The sequence below is a fragment of the Oceanobacillus sp. FSL W7-1309 genome (assembly GCF_038002145.1).
In the GTDB taxonomy this organism is placed as follows: Bacteria; Bacillota; Bacilli; order Bacillales; family Amphibacillaceae; genus Oceanobacillus; species Oceanobacillus profundus.
On record NZ_JBBOBX010000001.1, the window covers coordinates 101,303 to 120,281 of the forward strand.

Genomic DNA, 18,979 nt, shown 5'->3' on the forward strand with positions numbered 1-18,979 from the left:
TTAAAATACGTATGAATCTTTTACACGTACATATTGCAAATTGAATCTGAAATACTCTTCGTAGTTAAATTCTCTAGTACGATTTCTGTTATTTTCTTAGTTCCAACCTGTTTTCCGTTTTGTATCTGCAAATCAGCCGTATGGTAGCCTTGCTCAAGACATTCATTTACTGCTCTTTCAATTTCAGAAGCTTCCTCCTCCAATCCAAAAGAGAAACGCAGCATCAATGCAGCAGATAAAATCATCCCAAATGGATTCGCAATCCCCTTACCTGCAATATCAGGTGCAGATCCGTGAACTGGCTCATACATTCCAACACCATCTGTCCTGAGACTAGCAGACGGTAACATGCCAAGTGATCCAGTTAATACGGATGCTTCATCACTTAAAATATCTCCAAATAGATTTTCCGTTACAAGAACATCAAATCGATTTGGTTGTGTAATCAATTTCATTGCGGCTGCATCTACTAATACGTGCTCAACCGTAACATCTGGATATTCCTGCTTTTTTTCCTCAACAATTTCTCGCCACATACGACTGGATTCTAAAACATTTGCTTTATCTACAGAGGTTAAGTGCTTATTCCTAATCCTTGCACTTTGGAAACCTTTATCAATAATTCGTTCCATCTCTGCCCGCTTATAATAGAGTGTATCGACGACAGCATTACCATTCTCTCTTCTTTCACTCGGTTCACCAAAATATAACCCACCGGTTAATTCACGTATGATCAAAATATCACTGTCTTTTATGATTTCTTCCTTTAATGGAGAAGCATGCAACAGAGGGGAAAATCCTTTTACAGGACGAATATTTGCGAATAATCCAAGGGCTTTACGGATACCTAATAAACCTTTTTCTGGCCTTAAATGAGCCGGATTAGAATCCCATTTTGGACCTCCAACAGCACCAAGCAAAACCGCATCTGCGCTCTTACAAGCCTGTATTGTATCCTCCGGTAACGGGTTATTGTGCGTATCAATCGCACTTCCACCAATTGCATGTTCCTCGAAAGTAAAATGATGGTTATACTCAGCTGCAATTGCTAGTAACACAGCCTTAGCAGAATCCATAATTTCTTTCCCAATACCATCACCAGGAAGTAATATGATTTGCTTTTCCATACTCGGGGTCCTCCTTTTTCAAAGTATTTTTAAGAAAGCTCACGCCCGATTTTATAACTAGCTCCGGGCGCTTGCGCTTCTGGTTATTACGTCCAGCTTCAGCGCCCAGCGACTAGCGAGACTTCCCTCACCTCCGTACAATAAGTCAACATCGACTCCCTACGGTCGCCGTGTTTCCTTTATCTCCTGCGGCTCAGTCCAGTCAGTACGTCGCTAAACGGGCGCTTGCGCTCTTGGTTATTTCACAAGTTCTTTCTTTTCTATTGTTTTTACTTTGATAATATAACGATTTACTGCATTCAAAAATGCTGATGCAGATGCTTGAAGCACATCTTGTGCTGAACCTCTTCCATTTACGGTTTCACCATTTACAATTAGTTGAACATGTGATTCTGCTAAAGCATCCTTCCCTCCACCAACTGAGTTCAATTGGTAGTCTACTAGCTTTACATCTTCTTCCACTAAACTATCAATGGTTTGATACAAAGCTTCAACACTACCTGGAGCAGAGCAAGAATTCTCTACAACATCTCCTGCTGGTGTTTTTAAAATGACAGTAGCTGTTGGAACATTCTCTGTTCCATACTGTACTTGGAAGTTTTCTAATTGATACTTACTCACTGCTGAAGAATCTGTCTTGACTTCCATTGCAATTGTATATAAATCATCATCTGTAACTTCTTTTTTATGATCCGTAAGCTTTTTGAATTGATCAAAGGCTTGCTTCAATTCATCCTCTGTAAATTCGATTCCAAATTCTTTTACACGATCTTTAAACGCATGGCGACCAGAGTGTTTACCTAAAAACAGATTGTTTGAGCTAACGCCAACCATTTCTGGTGTAATAATTTCATAGGTTTCAGCATTTTTCAGCACGCCATCTTGATGAATTCCAGATTCATGGGCAAATGCATTTCTTCCTACAATTGCTTTATTTGCTTGAACGTACATACCAGTAAGTTTGGAAACAAGGTCACTCGTACGCTTTATCTCATTTAATTTCAAGCCTGTTTCAAAGGAATAAAAATCCGAACGAATTTTGAATGCAACTGCAAGTTCCTCTAAGGATACATTTCCAGCACGCTCTCCAATACCATTAATTGTTCCTTCGACCTGAGTGGCCCCATTTTCAACAGCTGCAATGGAGTTTGCTACTGCCAATCCAAGATCATTATGACAATGACAGGATAATGCAACTTGATCAATGTTCGGGACGGTTTCACGGATAAATCGGAATAGTTCACCATATTCTTTTGGTGTCGTATAGCCAACCGTATCCGGTAAATTTATGACCGTTGCACCAGCATCAATAACCTTTTCAATTATTTGGGCTAGAAAGTTCCAGTCCGAACGTGTAGCATCTTCAGCAGACCATTCGACCTCAGAAAACCTTTCTTTTGCGTAGGTGACCATACTGACTGCTGTCTCCATTACTTCTTCGGGAGTCTTCTTCAATTTATAAGTCATATGAATTGGTGATGTTGCAAGAAATACATGAATCGCAGGCTTCTCCGCCCCCTTTAATGCATCCCAAGCAATGTCAATATCGGATTTAACAGCTCTTGCAAGTGCAATAACGGATGTATTTTTAATCGTATCGGCGATCGCTTTTACTGCCTCAAAGTCACCTTTGGAGGAAGCTGGAAATCCTGCTTCCATCCGATCAACTCCAAAACGTTCAAGCTGTCTTGCAATTTCCAGCTTTTCTTGCTTATTCAAGTTAACCCCTGGTGATTGTTCGCCATCTCTTAGAGTCGTGTCAAAAATCTTAATTAGTGACATGTTCCTTCACATCCTTCTGTTTTGATTTAACGGATTGTTTAACAAAAGGCATTAAGTCACGGAGCTCCCTTCCAACAGTCTCAATTTGATGTTTATTTTCTTGGTTATTGATTGCATTAAATTGTGGACGACCTGCCTGGTTCTCAAGAATCCAACCTTTTGCAAATTTACCATCTTGAATATCTGTTAGAACATCTTTCATACGTGCCTTTGTATCTTCATTTACAACACGTGGTCCAGATACGAAGTCACCCCATTGTGCTGTGTCTGAGATGGAATAACGCATGTTTTCTAGTCCACCTTCATATAGAAGATCAACGATTAATTTCATTTCATGCATACATTCGAAGTAAGCAACTTCTGGCTGGTATCCAGCTTCCACTAATGTTTCGAAGCCAGATTTGATTAAGCTTGTAACCCCGCCACATAGTACTGCTTGCTCACCGAACAAATCTGTTTCTGTTTCCTCTTGGAAAGAAGTTTCCAAAACTCCTGCTCTTGCTGCTCCAATTCCTTGTGCATATGCTAATGCAAGCTCTTTTGCATTACCTGTTACATCTTGATACACACCATATAGAGCTGGTACTCCTGCACCTTCTTCATACGTTCTTCTTACAAGGTGACCAGGTCCTTTTGGAGCTACTAGAAATACATCTACATCAGATGGAGGTACAATTTGTGAAAAGTGAATATTGAACCCGTGTGCAAAAACAAGCGCATTTCCAGCCTTAAGATTTGGTTTAATGCTTTCTTCATAAACCTTTTGCTGCATTTCATCTGGAAGAAGAATCATGACAACGTCCGATTGTTCAACAGCTTCAGCTACTGAATATACATTAAAACCATCTTCCTCTGCTTTAGCTTGAGATTTTCCTGGTCTTAAACCAATAACAACATCATAACCACTTTCACGGAGATTCAATGCATGCGCATGCCCTTGTGAACCATATCCTACTACCGCAATTTTCTTTCCTTGTAATACCTCTTTTTGGATGTCTTTTTCATAAAGTACTTTAGCCATTAATATCTTCCTCTCATTAATTAGTAGTTTTTTTATTAGTAAAGTATAAATACTTAACTCGCAATTTATTTGTTTCAAGCCTGAATCGTTACAAAAATCAGTTAATTATATTTTGCATTCAATTTAGATGGACAACGAATTTAGTTCTGTTACCTGTTCTGGCTGCTGTCCTCTTAAAAATGCTGTAACACCAGTTTTCGTTAATTCCTTTATGCCATATGGTCTGAGTAATGCGATAAGTGCATCCACTTTATCAGGACGCCCTGTAACTTGTATGATTAAGCTGTCCTTGCTTACATCAATGACAGATGCTCTAAACGGAGTGATAATCCACTGTATTTCAGCACGTGTCTGCCCAGTACTAACAACCTTAATGAGTGCTAATTCTCTCGCGACCATTGCTCTATCCGTTATGTCGGATACTTTTAACACATCAATTTGTTTGTTTAATTGCTTTGTCAGCTGTTCTAATTTCTGATCATCACTGACTTCTACTACAAATGTCATCTTAGAGACACCCTCTACCTCCGATGCTCCGACAGATATACTTTCAATGTTGAATTGACGTTTGTGTAACATACCCGTAATCCGATTCAGAACCCCGCCACGGTCTTGAACCGTAGCTGTTATAATTCGTTTCATTTTGTCACCCCAACCATCTCATGAATTCCTTTTCCTGGTGCGATCATCGGATAGACACAGGTTTTTCGTACAACTCGGAAATCAGCAACCACAGGACCATCATAAGCAAAGATGTCTTGTAATGTTTGGATTACATCTGCTTCCTTGTCAACTTTCACACCGCGGACACCATAGCTTTCTGCCAATTTTACGAAGTCCGGGTTTTCTGAAAACAGTGATTCTGAATAACGTTCTTCATAAAAGCTTTCCTGCCATTGTCGAACCATACCTAATGCCTCGTTATTAACGATAATTACTTTCACCGGGAGATTTCGTTCCTTGATTACGGATAATTCCTGTAACGTCATTTGGAATCCACCGTCACCAACGATCGAAATAACTAAATCATCTGGTCTTCCTAACTGTGCACCAACTGCTGCTGGAAAACCAAAGCCCATCGTACCAAGCCCACCTGAAGTTACCCAATTATTTGGCTTATCAAATTTATAGAACTGTGCTGCCCACATTTGGTGCTGACCTACATCAGTAGTAACAATCGCTTTCCCACTTGATATGTTATAAATTTGCTCAATCAGCCATTGTGGTGATATTGGTGAATCTGTGCGTTCGTACCACAGTGGATAATCCTGCTTATTTTTGGATAGCTCCTTAAGCCATTGGATATTATTTTGCATATCAATTTTACTATCTAATAATGCAATCAAGGTTTTCTTCGCATCAGCTACAACCGGAATATCCGTTTTGATATTTTTTCCGATCTCTGCCGGATCGATATCGATATGTGCAACTTTAGCGTTTGGTGCAAAGTCAGCAATCTTCCCAGTTAATCGATCATCAAACCTTGCACCAATATTGATTAACAAATCGCATTCATAAATTGCCATGTTTGCTGCATATGTTCCGTGCATCCCTGCCATACCTAGCGAAAGCTCATTCGTACCCGGAAAAGTCCCTAGACCAAGCAACGTGGTCGTGACAGGAAGCTTATATTTTTCAGCAAAATGCTTCAGTTCCTCTGAAGCATTTGCAAACAATGTACCTGCTCCTGCTAGCAGCAGTGGACGCTTTGCACGACTTAGGGCTTCTGCAAGTTTAACAATCTGTAATGGATTCGGGTTAATTGTCGGTTGATAACCTGGTAGATAAAAGTCATCTTCAAAATCATTTATCGTGATGTTCGCTGAAATATTCTTCGGTATATCAATTACGACTGGGCCAGGTCTACCTGTTGTCGCTATATGAAATGCCTCTTTAACAATTCTCGGCAAATCCGCAACGTCACTTACCTGATAATTGTACTTGGTAATCGGTGTTGTTATCCCCATTACATCTGCTTCTTGAAAGGCATCGGTCCCGATAACATTTTTAGCTACCTGACCAGTGAAGATAACAAGTGGTATAGAATCCATCATGGCATCCGTAATCCCAGTAATTAAGTTTGTTGCACCAGGACCTGATGTTGCTAGAACTACTCCAGGCTTACCTGTCACACGAGCATATCCTTCTGCTGCATGAATGGAGCCTTGCTCATGACGTGATAGGACATGCTCAAATGGTGTCTCGTTACGATACAACGCATCGTAGATCGGTAATACCGCGCCACCCGGATAACCGAATATGGTGTCCACTTTGGCGTCCACTAATGTTTTAATTAATAAATCAGCACCTGTTATCAAATTCCCCTTCATTTCCACTTCGTGACTAGCCTCAACTTTCACTACTGCTACCTCCTTAGGTTCATATTAATTTTAGAAAACTTGGCATTCAGTATGTTGCACTTATGCAGTAAGGAAATTGTGGGTTTTCCTTCCAGTAAAAAAAGACCCTTCTCTCCCCTATAATCTGCATAACATCAGAATTATTGGGGAGAAAAGAGTCTTCTTTTCACGGTACCACCCATGTTCATAGCATCCTCACGAATACTACCTCGGCAGGCTGATAATCAGCCTACTTGGATAACAGGTACACAAAAACTGCACCTGACCGAATCTAATAAAAGCATCGTTCTTACGCTCCGTTCAAAACGGCACTCAGAGAAGATGTCAGAACAATATGTATTTCTGGGCTTCCAGCAACCCCAGCTCTCTGTGAATACACGTGGCATGTTCTTTTTTTCTCGTCATCGAGTTATTGTATTTAGTTTTAAACCAACAGTTATAAGATTTTGAAAATTCATAGTAACAACTATAATTCGTTATTCAGAAAAATAGGTTTGTTAATTGAATTCTTGATATTGCGGTCAATCATATAATGTTTTCCGGGAAGAGTCAAGAGTTTTTCAGAAGTTTTTAGATAATTTTATTTAGTTCGTCTTTTTGTATGCGTTTACAACATTGAAGCCTCATACTCTCTTAGATTTGTAAATTTTTCTTAGCAGATTTGGGATTTTCATATCCTTTAGGAAAATAATTTTCTTTCACTAATGCAGATAAAAGTATTTTCATCTGTTTTCTACCTACTAAAAAACGAGCGTCTTCAAACAGACGCTCGCAATGAATGTTATCTATTCAAATAATCTGTAACAGCACCTTTGGATGAACAGGAAACATTATGTGCGTACTTGCCTAGTATCCCTTTACTGTATAACGGTGGGGCTATCCAGTCTTTACGACGTTTCTCCAGATCAGCTTCAGAAAGATCGACAGAAATTAATTTTTCACCCGAATCAATAGTTACCATGTCACCTTCTTGTAAGAGTGCAATTGGACCACCTGCTTGTGCTTCTGGTGAAATATGACCAACTACAAGACCATGTGTACCACCAGAAAATCGCCCATCGGTTAATAGCGCAACCGATTCACCCATTCCTTTACCAACAAGAATACTAGAAATGGAGAGCATTTCAGGCATACCAGGTCCGCCTTTAGGCCCCACATAACGAATTACAAGAACATCCCCATCCTTGATTTCATTCGCCATAACGGCTGCAGTCGCTTCTTTTTCGGTATCGAATACACGTGCCGGTCCTGTATGACGTGTGACTTTCACCCCGGATACTTTAGCAACAGCTCCTGTTGGCGATAAGTTCCCTTTTAAAACAATTAATGGTCCATCTTTACGTTTTGGACTATCAAAAGGCATTATGATTTCCTGACCATCTGCAAGTGATGGTGCGTCCGCAAGGTTTTCAGCGATTGTTTTTCCTGTCACCGTTAAACAATCTCCATGTAGATAGCCATTTTCAAGAAGCAGCTTCATAACTGCTTGCACCCCGCCTGCTCGATGCAAGTCTTGCATCACAAAACGTCCACTAGGTTTCAAATCTGCAAGATGCGGTACTTTTTCCTGCATTCGATTAAAGTCATCAATTGTTAAATCTACTTCTGCTGCATGAGCAATTGCAAGCAAGTGAAGAATTGCATTGGTCGATCCTCCAAGTGCCATCACAACTGTAATCGCATTTTCAAATGCTTCTCTTGTCATAATATCTTTAGGATAAATATCGTTTTCCAGCATGGAATAAACAGCTTGTCCAGCAGCTTTTACATCTTCCTCTTTCTCTTTAGATTCTGCTGGATTGGAAGAGCTTCCTGGGAGACTCATTCCCATTGCTTCTACGGCCGAAGCCATTGTATTAGCAGTATACATTCCTCCACATGCACCAGCACCAGGGCATGCACTGCATTCAATCGCTTTTAATTCGTTATCATCAATATCACCATTGTTATGCTTACCAACGCCTTCAAACACGGAAACGATGTCAATGTCTTTTCCTCGATGTGTTCCAGGTGCGATAGTTCCCCCATAAACAAAAACGGATGGGACATTCGAATTCGCGATTGCAATCATGCATCCTGGGATATTTTTATCACAAGCACCAATTGCCACAAGTCCATCTAAGTTTTCTGCTCCGACAACCGTTTCAATCGAATCAGCAATTATGTCACGACTTGGTAATGAATATCGCATTCCTTGTGTCCCCATCGAAATTCCATCAGATACTGTTATCGTATTAAAAATCAATGGAACACCACCAGCTTCTCGCACTCCTTTTTTAGCACGAACAGCCAGTTCATCAATATGGATATTACACGGTGTTACTTCCGCCCAAGTACTTGCTACACCTACCATTGGTTTTTTAAAATCTTCATCTGAAACACCAACAGCCCGCAGCATTGCACGATTTGGGGCTCGCATAGTTCCGTCAAAAGCATTACTTTTGATTCGCAAATCCTTACTCATTTGAGGATACCACCTTTCTTTCGCACTATTATATGATTAATCAATCTATACTTCAATCAAATTGTAAAAATAAACAGAATGTTCATAGCATCAAAATATTAAAATGGACAATGTTAAATTAATTACGGATCCAACCACATACATACATAAAGCGATTACATTTATTTCAGTTATTTTTACTGAAAAATATTACTTCGCAAAATTTGTTGACAACAGTTGTATACTTGTTATATTGAATAACTAATATGGGTTGCTATATGAATGAATTCGTTTCTCAAAAAATGACATCCGTACAAGAGTAAATGAATCATATAAACTCAAAAAAAGGAGCAGTGCAACATGCTAGCAGATCAGCATTTATTAAGAATACCCGGACCAAGCCCAATTCCACCAAGTGTGCAGCGGGCTATGAACCAAACGATGATTGGACATCGTGGAAAAGAAACAAAAGATTTAATCCAGCGAATCAAACCAAGATTAAAACCGATTTTCGGAACAGAACAAGACGTATTAATTGTTTCTGGAAGTGGTACAGCAGGACTTGAAACTGCTGTTGTTAATACAGTTAAACCTGGTGATGAGGTACTCGTTATTGTTACTGGAGCTTTCGGTGATCGTTTTGTGAAAATTTGTCAGGCATATGATGTTGCCGTACAGCGCTACGATGTAGAGTGGGGTGCAGCATTTGATCCAGCATACATAAAAACATACTTAAAGGATCATCCGAATATAAAAGCCGTTTTTGCTACTTATTGTGAAACTTCCACAGGTATATTAAATCCGATTCAAGAATTGTGTACAGTTGTTCACGAAAATTCGAATGCACTTGTGATTGTTGATGGTGTCTCTTGTGTTGGCGGAGTCGATACAGAAGTAGATGCATGGGGAATTGATGTACTCGTTACAGGCTCACAAAAAGCAATGATGCTTCCAGCAGGATTAACTTTTATTACAGTGAGTGAAGAAGCATGGAAAATCATTGAGCAAAACAAACAAGCCCGTTTCTACCTCGATTTGCGAAAATATCGCAAGAGTCTTGCCGATGATTCTACGCCATTCACACCTGCACTATCCTTATTGTTTGGATTAGATCAAGTGTTGAATCTTGTAGAAGAGGAAGGTCTGCAAAATGTCTATACAAGACATGAATTAATGAAAAAAATGACACGTTCAGCATTTAAAGCAATGGGAATTCCTTTGCTGACAGCGGATGATGCAGCTTCACCGACGGTTACTGCAATTAGACCGAATGATTTTGCTGCAGAGGATTTAAGAAAAGTAATGAAGCAAGAATTTAATTTATCAGTTGCTGGCGGGCAGCAGCATCTACAGGGTAAAATTTTCCGAATTGGCCATATGGGCTATTGTTCTCCTGCAGATGTGCTGCAAATTATCGGTATCGTAGAAATCAGCTTAAGAAAAATCGGCAAGCAGATTGAGTTGGGACAAGGCATACGCGCCGCTCAGGAAGTTTATTTACAACAGGGGGTACTAGCATAATGTTTAACATTTTAATCAGTGATCCGCTAAGTGAGGATGGTATCGGACCACTACGTGAAGCGCCGAATATGAATCTTGTCATCGAAACACATTTAAGTAAAGAAGAACTGGAAGATCGAATCGGCGAATTTGATGCTTTGCTCGTTCGAAGTCAAACACAGGTAACGCGTGAATTAATTAATAAAGCTAAAAAGTTAAAAATCATTGGTCGTGCTGGTGTTGGAGTTGACAATATTGACCTCGATGCTGCTACTGAGAATGGTATTATCGTTGTCAATGCGCCAAATGGAAATACCAATTCAGCAGCAGAGCATACAATTGCGATGCTTATGTCACTATCAAGAAATATTCCACAAGCGTACCATGCATTAAAACATAAAAAGTGGGACCGTAAAAAATATGTCGGTGTAGAACTAAAAAATAAGACACTTGGTGTAGTTGGTCTAGGTAGAATTGGTGCAGAAGTTGCTTTCCGTGCAAAAGGTCAGCGTATGAACGTCATTGCCTATGACCCATTTTTAACAAAAGAAAAAGCAGATAAAATGGGTATTGGTTATGGGACACTAGAAGAGGTTATTGAGCAAGCTGACTTTATTACAGTTCATACGCCATTGATGAAAGAGACAAGACATCTTATTAACGCTGAAGCCTTTGAACGCATGAAGCCAGGGGTTCACATTATAAATTGTGCACGCGGTGGAATTATTGATGAAGATGCATTATATGATGCAATTATTTCAAAAAAAGTGGCTGGGGCCGCATTAGATGTCTTTGAAGAAGAGCCTTTTATCGATCATAAATTATTAGAACTGCCAGAAGTAGTAGCGACACCACATTTAGGTGCAAGCACCATTGAAGCACAGGAAATTGTAGCTGTTGATGTTAGTCACGACGTACTCAGCTTTTTGAATGGAGATGTCGTGAAAAATCCAGTCAACCTTCCCTCTGTTCCAAGTGAGCTGATGCATAAAATTGAACCTTATTTCCATTTAGCTGAGAAATTAGGAGTTTTCTTAATTGATTTGACGAAGGATGTAGCAGAAGAAATTAATATCTCCTATTCTGGTGACCTATCCGATATGGAAGTAGCGCCATTAACACGCAACACAATTAAAGGGATTTTAAAACGTCACTTAGGTGATCACGTAAATGACGTCAATGCATTATATCTTGCAAATAAAAAAGGAATTATCGTTAATGAAAATAAAACCTCTTCAACAAAAGGATTTACGAATTTAATCACAGTAGAAGTAAAGAGCAAATCAGGAACACGTAAAGTTGCCGGTACTTTGCTGAATGGATTTGGACCGCGGATTGTGAAAGTCGACGAATATAGTATTGACGTTACTCCAGAAGGTCACCTTGTTGTTATCCAGCATGTTGACCAGCCTGGTGTTATTGGTCGAATGGGAAGCACCATTGCAAAGCATCAAATAAATATTGCTACGATGCAAGTAGACCGTTCAGATATCGGCGGGAATGCAATCATGGTACTGACGATCGATAAACATTTAGAAACAGAAGCAATGGAAGAATTAAAGAGTCTTGAGGAGATTAAAGAAGTAACATCGATTGATTTATAGCAGATTAAAAGCACACCTCTATTTTTGAACGGTGTGCTTTTGTGTATTACCTAATCTTCAAGAATTGGCAAAAGCTCTAATAAGCTTGTGATTTCATACGTTGGTTTAACATCTTCTGGTTTTCTGTCATGTCGATTTAACCATACAGATGTTATCCCAGCCCTTTTTGCTCCAAGTATATCAGTATTCAGGTTGTCACCGACCATGACTACTTCACCTTTATCGAGCGAAAGCAATTTTAAAGTATGCTCAAAAATCGTTGGATCCGGTTTTCCTTTTCCAAAGTCACCAGAGATCACGATTTGATCAAAATAGGCAACTAATTCCGGTGTTAGTGTCAGTTTTGTATTTTGTAACTCTGGAGATCCATTCGTTAACATGAGCAGTTGATAGTGCCCTTTCAATTTATCCAGTACTTGAATCGTATCATCAAATAAAAGTGCTGTTTTCTTTCGCTCCCGCGGGAAAGCTTCTGCTAGCTCCAAGCCAAATTCAGGATCATCAACACCTAGCGCTTTTAGCCCTGCTGTCCATGCTTCCCTACGATACAGGGGAGCAATTTCCTTCAATTTAGCAAAGTCCTCCCCTTCATCCAAGAAATTCGCCCAAAGTCCCTCAAATGGATTAATTCCGATCATTTGTGTAAATTCATATGTATCGTACGAAGCATAAAGCTTTCTAGCATGCTCTCTAACAGCAGCTTCCAGCTCATCTGGGTTGAGACCATATTTCTTAACTGCCAGCTCACAAGTCCTTTCAAAAGCGTGTTTAACACTTTTTTCATCCCAAAGCAATGTATCATCTAAGTCAAAAATTACTGCTTTAATCATTTTTCATCTCCTTTAAACCTTTTTTTCATTTTAACATATCGAAATAAAACTAACTTAACAAAATTAATTAAAAATTAAGTCTTGCACAAATTCTAAATATCTATTATGATATATAGAAACTTTTAGAACAAGGAGATAATTGATATGGAAGACAAAACAATTCGCTTACAACTAAGTGAAACAAAAAAAGAGAAGCCCAATTCTGATCAGCTTATTTTCGGCAGAGCTTTTACAGATCATATGTTTGTGATGGATTATTCTGATCCATTAGGGTGGCATAATGCGAGCATTGTACCATATCAACCTCTAATGATCGATCCTTCTTCCATGATATTCCATTACGGGCAATCCGTTTTCGAGGGATTAAAAGCATTTCGCACGGAAGACGGAGATGTACAATTGTTTAGACCAGAAAAGAATTTGGAACGATTAAATCGTTCAAGTGACCGACTTTGCATTCCGCCTATTGATGAGGAATTCGGATTAAAGGCAATTAAACAGCTTGTAGCAATGGATAAAGACTGGGTTCCTGACGCTGATGGAACATCGCTTTATATTCGACCATTTATTATTTCAACAGAGCCCTATCTTGGTGTTGCACCATCACGCAATTATAAATTTATCGTTATTCTATCCCCAGTTGGCGCTTACTACAAAGAAGGGATTAACCCTGTTAAGATTGCTGTTGAAAACAAGTACGTTCGTGCGGTTAAAGGCGGTACTGGTGAAGCAAAAACCGGTGGAAACTATGCTGCTAGCTTAAAAGCACAGGAGGATGTTGCTAAAGGCGGGTTCGCCCAGGTACTTTGGTTAGATGGTGTCGAACAAAAGTATATTGAGGAAGTTGGTAGCATGAACGTATTCTTCAAAATCAATGGAGAAGTTGTAACACCAAAGCTTAATGGAAGTATTCTTGCTGGCATAACTAGAGATTCTGTAATTGAACTTCTTAAACATTGGAATATACCAGTATCAGAACGTCGAATTTCTATGGATGAACTATATCAGGCGCATCAAGAAGGTTTATTAGAAGAAGCATTTGGTTCCGGAACTGCCGCTGTTATCTCCCCTATCGCGCAATTGTCATGGGAAGGTAAGGATATGGTAATTAACGGAGGAAAAACTGGGGAAGTTTCCCAAAAGGTTTATGACACAATAACTGGCATCCAATATGGAAAATTAGAGGATCCGTTTAACTGGATTGAGAAAGTTGAAGCAAAAAGCGCTGTAAAACAATAATTTCAAAAAGAAATCGGCATTCTGCCGGTTTCTTTTTGAAAAAAACTATCCTATACCTATGCTAAAAAAGGATACCCAACTATATAACCGGGTATCCTCAATTACTACCAACTAATTACGTTTATTAACCATACTTTCCTCAGCGATTTTGATCATTCGTTTGACCATCTCGCCACCCACCGAACCGTTTTCACGTGCAGTTGTATCAGCTCCAAGTTCTACTTTGAACTCATTTGCAATTTCTTCCTTCATGTTGTCCACTGCATTTTCCGCACCAGGCACTAACAATTGATTTCTGTTGTTACGAGCCATCATCGATCACTCCTCGGTGTAGTTGAACAGAATTAAACTGCTCCATTTTATTATGAATAGTTAAGGTTATTTCTATACTACTTAGTCTAAAAATGGCATTTGCATCATATATTAAATTTGCATGTATTCATTACATAGGCAAAGGAGGTCAGTACGCATGGCACAAAGCATCCATCATGTCGAATTAGATATGCCAAGTAAAAGGATTTGGAATTTTGTTAGTGACATGAATAACTGGGCGCCCCTTGTTCCAGGATATACGGAACATGAAATTATTAATGAGCGTCAATCAACATGGAAATTACACGGTGATATTGGAGTAGTTCAAAAAGATGTACGTGTGAAAGTCCGGATTACTGAATGGACAGAACCATCACACATTATATTTGAATTAAGTGGTTCAAGCGAAAGCTGGGTAGGTGACGGATATTTTAAAGCAACTCCCTTATCCCAAGCAAAAACACAAATAACCGGAAGCTTAAATATTACGGTTAAAGGCATGATGGGAGCGATGATCAATCCCGTATTAAAAACAGTCATACCAAAAATCGGCAAAGAATTCACAGAGAAAGTTGCGGCAAAAATCGCTGAAACGGAAAAAATGACAGCAACTGTATAATAAGATAGCTTACACGGGTTCAACTTGAATCCGTGTTTTTATATACCCTTTCCTTTTGACCAACGCTTAGTTATATGCTATTTACTCTAATGCTCGCAAATGATAAAGTAAATAAGGTTAGGTTGAAAACGGAAAGGAAATAAGCGAATGAAAAAATTAAAACAGAATAAATCAATGATGGAATATATCTATATTATCCTTGGCGCCACACTTGTCGGACTTTCTTATAACACATTTTTTCTGCCAGCAAAGCTTGCGGCAGGTGGTATATCAGGAATTAGCACCATCCTATTTGAAATATACGCACTAAGTCCAGCACTTGTTCAACTCGTGATTAACATACCAATCTTCTTTATTGGCTGGTTTGCGTTAGGTAAAGACTTCAGCTTCAAAACACTGCTAGGTACATTTTGGGTTCCTTTGATTATTTATCTTTCAGCGGATATTCCGATTGAAATTACGAATCCACTGCTAGGAGCTCTTTACGGTGGAATCTTACTCGGTATTGGACTAGGTATTGTTTATAAAGGAAATGGATCAACAGGTGGAACGGCAGCAATCGCACAAATCGTAAAGAAGTTCACCGGTATATCAAGCGGGTATTCTCAATTTATTGTGGACGGGCTTGTCGTAATTGCCTCCATCATCGTATTTAGTTTAGAACTCACTTTATTTGCGCTATTAGCTATCTACATTAGTGGAAAAGCAATTGATTTTGTTCAATTACGAACAACAGCGACAAAGTTAATTTTAATCATTACCGATGAAGAAGAAAAAATTCAAACTCTTATTCATGAAGGAATCGACCGTGGTTTAACGAAAGTTCGATCTGTCGGCGGCTATTCTAACCTTGATAAGACAATGATTCTCTGTGTAACTGAACAACAAGAGGCCGTGCAGCTGAAAAAACTGTTGCAAAAAGAAGCTCCTTCAACTTTTGTTATTTTTATTAATGCATCTGAAATTTTAGGCCGCGGTTTTTCTCTAGATCGTTATTATGGTCAAAAATTATAAGGTTTCTTGTGGCATGCACTGTAGCATGCCTTCTTTAAGTTCACTTCTCTTTTCTGTGCATAATTTTAGCATCATTATTAAAAATAAACGATAATAAGTATTGTCACAATTATAAACCTTGTTATTAGGGAACGATTTATTAAGCGTGTTTAAAAGAAAATTAAGACCGGCCTCTATTATGAAAAAAGGTGGAGCACAATGACAGCAAGCAACAATACAGTAATTCAGTTAGACCATGTGAATTATTTTGATGGAGACGTACATATTTTAAAGGATATTACCGGCTCCTTTCCTGAAGGGAAAATAACAACATTGGTTGGACCTTCAGGCGCTGGGAAAACAACATTATTTAGATTATGTAATGGACTTATATCACCAAAATCCGGTGAAATTTATATTAAAAATAAACGGATTACGGATTATGAACCAACCACATTACGTCGCAATATCGGGTTAGCATTACAAAGTGCAACTATGATAAGTGGTACGGTTTTTTCAAACTTAGCCCTACCTTTAACATTACAAGGTAAACAGTTAAAAGAGGAAAAAGCAAAGGAATTACTGCGCGATGTTCGCTTAGATGAAGAATTTTTATATCGAAATGTCAAGGATTTATCTGGTGGACAGCGACAAAAAGTTTCAGTAGCGAGGACGCTTGTAAATCGACCAAAAGTTTTATTGCTTGATGAGATTACTTCTTCACTTGACCGTGTTTCACAACAAGATATTGAGGAATTGATTGTGAAAATTAACCAGAAATATCGTACAACAATTATATGGATTACCCACAATTTACAGCAGGCCTTATCAGTTGGGGATTATACATGGGTGATGATGAACGGAGAAGTTGTTGAAACTGGAGAAACTAGCCTTCTGGATAACCCTCAAGATGAAAGAGTAAAACAATTTGTAGAGGGGGTTAATGTATGAGCTATTTGACATTAGCCTTAGCTCTTATTTTCGTCTTGATACCAATTTTATTATCAAAAACGCTTAATCTAGGATTAGAAAAAGATACCATTGTCGCAGTGATTCGCTCAACGATACAATTATTAGCAGTTGGCTATGTTCTGCAATTCGTATTTGACTCAGAAAGTATGATCTTTATCATACTCATGATTATGTTGATGATTTTTGCTGCAACACATAATGCAAGGAAAAAAGGTGTTACGATAAAAGGGATTACATGGAAACTCGTTTCGACATATGTTTTCATCGAAGTATTAACTCAAAGTATTTTACTCGGGTTCCACATTATACCACCCACGGCTCAATATATTATTCCCATTAGTGGTATGATGATCGGGAATTCGATGGTGCTTTCGATTCTATTTCTTAATCGGTTTACAGCTGAAATTGATACCCATCAAGATAAAGCAGAGCTAATTCTATCCCTTGGCGGAACACCAAAGCAAGCAATTCATAAACAACTTATTACATCGATTCAAGCAAGTACAATACCGACAATTGAAAGCCAGAAAACAATTGGGCTCGTTCAGCTTCCTGGAATGATGAGTGGACAAATCATTGCGGGTGCAGATCCTATACAAGCTGTACAATTTCAATTACTTATTCTTTTTCTAGTTTTAACTTCTGCTGTCGTTACAAGTGCCATGCTAGGATTCTTATCCTATCCAAGTCTATTTAACAATCGGATGCAATTGTTGAAGAATGATAAGAATACTTAAACTGATTCGCAGTAGCTTTATAATTTAACCTCGTGTTTGAATGTTATTATGAACGGAAATTATAGAGGCATGCAGCAGACATGCCTCTACATATTATCTGGTTTTTAATGCTGAATATTTAGACTCCGGCATTAACAAACCTAAATGGCCCCGAAGTGTACTGTAATCATATTCCTTTCTAAATAGCCCGCGCTGTTGAAGTATTGGAATAACTTGTTCAACAAATTCGCTTAAGCCACCAGGTAAATATTGAGGCATCAAATTAAAACCATCCGCACCTTCAGCTACAATCCAAGCTTCTAATTGGTCTGCAATCTGTTCCGGTGTACCGAATATCGTGAAATGTCCTCTTGCACCAGCAATTCGTTTATAAAGCTCCCTAATTGTTAAGTTTTCTCGCCTCGCCAGTTCAATTATTAATTTTCTTCTGCTTTGGTTTCCATTCGTTTTCGGGATTTCATCCGGAAGTTGATCATCAAGTGAAAGATTTGAGAAATCCATACCACCAAGATAATCGGATAAGAAATCAAGTCCAATCTCTGAAACAATCAGGTCTTGTAATTGCTCATATTTCTCTTTAGCCTCAGCCTCTGTCCTGCCTATAAAAGGGGAAACACCTGGCATAATTTTTACTTCATCCGGTTTTCTTCCAGAGGCAATTACCTTTTTCTTTACTTTTTTATAAAATTGTTGTGCCCCTTCAAGCGTCTGCTGTGCTGTGAAAATAACATCCGCTGTCTGGGCCGCAAGCGTTGTGCCAGCTTCTGAAGACCCCGCCTGAACGATAACTGGATGACCTTGCGGTGAACGCGATGCATTTAATGGTCCTTTTACAGAAAAATGCTTTCCTTCATGATTCAATGAATGCAACTTATCAGAATTAAAGTAAACACCAGATTCTTTATCACGAATAAGTACTCCGTCTTCCCAACTATCCCATAAACCTTTCACGACTTCGACAAATTCACCTGCTCGTTCATAGCGTAGGTCATGCGCTAAATGTTCCTTCTTACTAAAATTGCTTGCTTCGTGCTCATAATAGGACGTCACCACATTCCATGCTGATCTTCCATTGCTTATATGATCTAGTGAAGCAAATTTTCTAGCTAGATGAAATGGCTCATTGTATGTTGTTGATGCTGTAGCTGCAAGACCAATTTTTTTTGTAACAGCAGCTAATGCAGGAAGAAGTGTAAGCGGATCTAGCCTTACTAATTCTGCAGGGTGTGATAATCGATGAAAAGAAAGACCATCACTTAAAAAAATCATATCTAGCTTTCCTTTCTCAGCAATTTCAGCAACTTCACGATAAAAGTTAAAATCCTCAAATCCATCGGCTGGAACATCTGGGTGTCTCCATGAGGCCATATGATGACCTGTTCCCATAAGAAAAACACCTAAAGCTATCTGTTTTTTCTCCACTGTTTTCAATCCTTTCAT

General features: G+C 38.9%; 16 protein-coding genes. 7 read left to right on the forward strand and 9 right to left on the reverse strand.

Translation table 11 applies throughout. From position 1 onward, the window contains the following. Positions 1–20 precede the first annotated feature (20 nt). From leuB to ilvD, 6 genes are all read right to left on the reverse strand, one after another. On the reverse strand, positions 21–1,127 hold the full coding sequence (leuB, locus tag NST46_RS00480) for a 3-isopropylmalate dehydrogenase (protein ID WP_095310729.1): 1,107 nt from the start codon (positions 1,125–1,127) through the stop codon (positions 21–23). 237 nt (positions 1,128–1,364) lie between these two features. Further along, complete coding sequence (locus NST46_RS00485) at positions 1,365–2,909, reverse strand: 2-isopropylmalate synthase (protein ID WP_095310731.1); 1,545 nt, start codon at positions 2,907–2,909, stop codon at positions 1,365–1,367. After that, positions 2,896–3,930, reverse strand: a complete 1,035-nt coding sequence (gene ilvC / locus NST46_RS00490; protein ID WP_095310733.1) for a ketol-acid reductoisomerase — start codon at positions 3,928–3,930, stop codon at positions 2,896–2,898. The genes NST46_RS00485 and ilvC overlap by 14 nt, the downstream gene beginning before the upstream one ends. 123 nt (positions 3,931–4,053) lie before the next feature. Then, the gene (ilvN, locus tag NST46_RS00495; protein WP_341136574.1) at positions 4,054–4,572 is read right to left on the reverse strand and encodes an acetolactate synthase small subunit; all 519 of its coding nucleotides are present in this window, start codon (positions 4,570–4,572) and stop codon (positions 4,054–4,056) included. Beyond that, positions 4,569–6,290: a biosynthetic-type acetolactate synthase large subunit gene (gene ilvB, locus NST46_RS00500; protein WP_251659231.1), complete on the reverse strand. Its 1,722-nt coding sequence runs from the start codon at positions 6,288–6,290 to the stop codon at positions 4,569–4,571. Before ilvB ends, ilvN begins: the two co-directional genes overlap by 4 nt. 781 nt (positions 6,291–7,071) lie before the next feature. After that, positions 7,072–8,754, reverse strand: a complete 1,683-nt coding sequence (gene ilvD / locus NST46_RS00505) for a dihydroxy-acid dehydratase (RefSeq protein ID WP_251659233.1) — start codon at positions 8,752–8,754, stop codon at positions 7,072–7,074. A gap of 339 nt (positions 8,755–9,093) precedes the next feature. Here ilvD and NST46_RS00510 point away from each other — a divergent pair, with 339 nt between their 5' ends. Together NST46_RS00510 and serA are read left to right on the forward strand one after the other, a co-directional pair. Continuing rightward, positions 9,094–10,254, forward strand: a complete 1,161-nt coding sequence (locus NST46_RS00510; protein ID WP_340002119.1) for a pyridoxal-phosphate-dependent aminotransferase family protein — start codon at positions 9,094–9,096, stop codon at positions 10,252–10,254. Next, entirely contained in the window at positions 10,251–11,837 is a 1,587-nt protein-coding gene (gene serA, locus NST46_RS00515) for a phosphoglycerate dehydrogenase (RefSeq protein ID WP_095310744.1), read from the forward strand. The genes NST46_RS00510 and serA overlap by 4 nt, the downstream gene beginning before the upstream one ends. Before the next feature lie 50 nt (positions 11,838–11,887). On the opposite strand, the gene NST46_RS00520 is transcribed toward serA, so the two are convergent. Next, positions 11,888–12,667, reverse strand: a complete 780-nt coding sequence (locus tag NST46_RS00520; RefSeq protein WP_341136575.1) for an HAD family hydrolase — start codon at positions 12,665–12,667, stop codon at positions 11,888–11,890. A gap of 144 nt (positions 12,668–12,811) precedes the next feature. On the opposite strand from NST46_RS00520, the gene NST46_RS00525 reads away from it, so the two are divergent. Further along, a complete protein-coding gene (locus NST46_RS00525; RefSeq protein ID WP_095310749.1) occupies positions 12,812–13,906 on the forward strand; it encodes a branched-chain amino acid aminotransferase in 1,095 nt (364 codons plus the stop codon). A 111-nt stretch (positions 13,907–14,017) separates the two neighbouring features. Here NST46_RS00525 and NST46_RS00530 read toward each other — a convergent pair whose 3' ends face one another. After that, positions 14,018–14,218 carry an alpha/beta-type small acid-soluble spore protein gene (locus NST46_RS00530; RefSeq protein WP_095310751.1) on the reverse strand — a complete coding sequence of 67 codons (201 nt, stop codon included), beginning with the start codon at positions 14,216–14,218 and terminating at the stop codon, positions 14,018–14,020. 157 nt (positions 14,219–14,375) lie between these two features. On the opposite strand from NST46_RS00530, the gene NST46_RS00535 reads away from it, so the two are divergent. The 4 genes from NST46_RS00535 (at position 14,376) to NST46_RS00550 (ending at position 17,539) form a co-directional block, all read left to right on the forward strand. Then, complete coding sequence (locus NST46_RS00535; protein ID WP_339316454.1) at positions 14,376–14,837, forward strand: CoxG family protein; 462 nt, start codon at positions 14,376–14,378, stop codon at positions 14,835–14,837. Positions 14,838–14,984: 147 nt separating this feature from the next. Then, positions 14,985–15,851 (forward strand): YitT family protein, encoded by an 867-nt coding sequence (locus tag NST46_RS00540; RefSeq protein WP_095310755.1) that lies wholly within the window; start codon positions 14,985–14,987, stop codon positions 15,849–15,851. Positions 15,852–16,049: 198 nt separating this feature from the next. Beyond that, positions 16,050–16,781 (forward strand): ABC transporter ATP-binding protein, encoded by a 732-nt coding sequence (locus tag NST46_RS00545; protein ID WP_341136576.1) that lies wholly within the window; start codon positions 16,050–16,052, stop codon positions 16,779–16,781. Continuing rightward, complete coding sequence (locus NST46_RS00550) at positions 16,778–17,539, forward strand: ABC transporter permease (RefSeq protein ID WP_118889888.1); 762 nt, start codon at positions 16,778–16,780, stop codon at positions 17,537–17,539. The genes NST46_RS00545 and NST46_RS00550 overlap by 4 nt, the downstream gene beginning before the upstream one ends. A 93-nt stretch (positions 17,540–17,632) precedes the next feature. On the opposite strand, the gene NST46_RS00555 is transcribed toward NST46_RS00550, so the two are convergent. Beyond that, entirely contained in the window at positions 17,633–18,979 is a 1,347-nt protein-coding gene (locus NST46_RS00555; protein WP_341136577.1) for an LLM class flavin-dependent oxidoreductase, read from the reverse strand.